General features: G+C 72.6%; 4 protein-coding genes. All 4 read right to left on the reverse strand.

The annotated features are described in order from the left end of the window. Nucleotides 1-153: 153 nt before the first annotated feature. From hisH to DQW85_RS24720, 4 genes are read right to left on the reverse strand one after another with little or no spacing between them, the layout of a single operon-like run. Nucleotides 154-786, reverse strand: coding sequence for an imidazole glycerol phosphate synthase subunit HisH (hisH, locus tag DQW85_RS24710; protein WP_205315378.1), 633 nt, complete (start codon nt 784-786; stop codon nt 154-156). Further along, entirely contained in the window at nt 780-935 is a 156-nt protein-coding gene (locus DQW85_RS46050) for a hypothetical protein (RefSeq protein ID WP_205315379.1), read from the reverse strand. Before DQW85_RS46050 ends, hisH begins: the two co-directional genes overlap by 7 nt. Further along, entirely contained in the window at nt 932-1,525 is a 594-nt protein-coding gene (gene hisB, locus DQW85_RS24715) for an imidazoleglycerol-phosphate dehydratase HisB (protein ID WP_113702401.1), read from the reverse strand. Before hisB ends, DQW85_RS46050 begins: the two co-directional genes overlap by 4 nt. After that, nucleotides 1,522-2,604: a histidinol-phosphate transaminase gene (locus DQW85_RS24720; RefSeq protein WP_113702402.1), complete on the reverse strand. Its 1,083-nt coding sequence runs from the start codon at nt 2,602-2,604 to the stop codon at nt 1,522-1,524. Before DQW85_RS24720 ends, hisB begins: the two co-directional genes overlap by 4 nt. Nucleotides 2,605-2,728: the final 124 nt, after the last annotated feature.

Here is a 2,728-nt window from a genome sequence, read left to right on the forward strand (position 1 = left end):
ACCAGGCGGGCCAGCAGCGCACGGCGTCGGGCGGCTCGTGCCTGGCGTTCCTCGTTGAGCCGGATCGCGCGCCGCCGCTCCGCCTCCCGCTCGGCCCGCCGGCGCGCCCGCTCCTTGCTCACGGCTCCCCGCCGGCCGGTCCGGCCCTGCGGCTCACAGGATGCCGAGCCAGTTGGTCAGCAGCGCGGCCCCCGCGTCGCCGGACTTCTCCGGGTGGAACTGGGTGGCCATGAGCGGGCCGTTCTCGGCGGCGGCCACGAACGGCACGCCGTGCTCGGACCAGGTGACCAGCGGCTCGGCGAACCCGGGTCCTGGCCGCAGCTCCCACTCGCGCACCGCGTAGGAGTGGACGAAGTAGAACCGGGTCGCCGCGTCGATGCCGTCGAAGAGCACGCTGCCCGCCGGGGCCTTGACCGTGTTCCACCCCATGTGCGGCAGCACCGGGGCCTCCAGCCGCTCGACCGTGCCCGGCCACTCACCGCAGCCCTCGGTCTCCACGCCGTGCTCAACCCCGCGGGCGAACAGGATCTGCATGCCGACGCAGATCCCCAGCACGGGCCGGCCCCCGGCCAGCCGCCTGCCCACGACGCGCTCGCCGCGTACCCGGAGCAGACCCGCCATGCACGCCGTGAACGCGCCCACGCCCGGCACGACGAGCCCGTCGGCCTCCAGGGCCGCGTCGAGGTCGGCCGTGACGGTCACGTCGGCGCCGACCCTGGCCAGCGCGCGCTCCGCCGAACGCAGGTTGCCCGACCCGTAGTCGAGCACCACGACCTTCTTCACCACCACAACACCCCCGCCGTGATCGCCAGCGCGGCGCCGAGCGCGCAGATGAACGCGCCGACCTTGAGCCCCTGCCTGGCGAGCGAGACGACGCCGCCGATCAGGAACAGGCCGATGAAGACCATCGCGATCGCGATGCCGTTTTCGCTCATAGGACGCCCTTGGTGCTCGGCACGCCGGTGGCCCGAGGGTCGAGCTCCGACGCCTCGCGCAGGGCCCTGGCCAGGGCCTTGAACTGGGCCTCGACGATGTGGTGCGCGTTGCGGCCGTAGGGCACGTGGACGTGCAGGCAGATGGCCGCCTGGGCGACCAGCGACTCCAGGATGTGCCTGGTCATCGTCGTGTCGTACTCGGCGCCGATCATGGGCGCCATGCCCTCGGGCTCGGAGTGCACCAGGTAGGGCCGGCCGGACAGGTCCACGGTCACCTGGGCGAGCGACTCGTCCAGCGGGCACGACGCGCTCCCGAACCTCCTGATGCCCGACTTGTCGCCCAGCGCCTGGCGGAACGCCGCCCCCAGCGCGAGCGAGGTGTCCTCGATCGTGTGATGGGAGTCGATGTGCAGGTCGCCCTCGGTCTTGACGGTCAGGTCGAACAGCCCGTGCTTGCCCAGCTGCTCCAGCATGTGGTCGAAGAAGCCGACCCCGGTCGACACGTCCATCCTGCCCGTGCCGTCGAGACCCACCTCGACGAGGACCGACGTCTCCTTCGTTGCGCGCTCGACGCGGCCTACGCGACTCACAGAACTCCCTCCAGCGCGGCACGGAACGCCGCCATCTCCTCGCCGGTGCCGATCGACACCCGCAGCCACTCGGACAGCCACTCGGACGGTCCCGGCTCACGGATCAGCACGCCCCTCGCCAGCAGGCCCTCCCAGACCCGGCGCCGCTCGGGAAACACGCCGAACAGTACGAAATTGGCGTCGGAGTCGGCGACCGTCAAGCCCTTGTCCCGCAGCCACGCCACCGTGGCGTCGCGCTCGCGCCGCAGCGCGTCCACCGTACCGAGCAGCTCCACGCGGTGCCGCAGCGCCACGCGCGCCGCCGCCTGCGTGATCGTCGACAGATGGTACGGCAGGCGCACCAGCAGCAGCGCCTGCACCACGGCCGGGTGTGCGGCCAGGTAGCCCAGCCTGGCGCCGGCCATGGCGAACGCCTTGGACATGGTGCGCGTGACGATCAGCCTGGGGTGGTCCGGCAGCAGGGTGAGCGCCGAGGGCGTGCCCTCCCGGGCGAACTCGGCGTAGGCCTCGTCGACCACCACGATGCCCTTGGTCGCCTCCAGCACCCGGACGATGGTCTCCAGCGGCAGGGCGGTGCCGGTCGGGTTGTTCGGCGAGGTCAGGAAGACGATGTCGGGCCGGTGCTCCTCCACCGCGGCGGCCGCCTTGCCCGCGTCGAGCGAGAAGTCGTCCTCGCGCGCGCCACCGATCCACTCCGTGCTCGTGCCGGTCGTGATGATCGGGTGCATGGAGTAGGACGGCTCGAACCCCAACGCCGTGCGGCCGTGGCCGCCGAACGCCTGGAGAATCTGCTGCAGGATCTCGTTGGAGCCGTTGGCGGCCCAGACCTGGTCCATGCCGAGCCCGTGGCCGAGGTAGCCGGCGAGGTCGGCGCGCAGCGCCTCGGCGTCGCGGTCGGGATAGCGGTTGAGCCCGGCCGCGCCGCGCCGCACCTCCTCGGCCAGGTCGTCGACCAGGGCCTTGGACGGCGGGTAGGGGTTTTCGTTGGTGTTGAGCCTGACCGGGACGTCGATCTGGGGCGCGCCGTACGGCGTCTTGCCCCTCAGATCGTCCCGGATCGGCAGGTCGTCCAGGTTCACGAGGCCGGACTCTCCCAGGTAGTCGCGTACGGGGCCGGGGCGGGGCGGGCCGCGGCGAGGCGGACCGAGGTCTGGCAGGCCGAGGTCTGGCAGGCCGAGGTGCGGCGGGGCGGGCCGGGGCGGG

Source organism: Nonomuraea lactucae (assembly GCF_003313395.1).
Classification (GTDB): Bacteria; Actinomycetota; Actinomycetes; order Streptosporangiales; family Streptosporangiaceae; genus Nonomuraea; species Nonomuraea lactucae.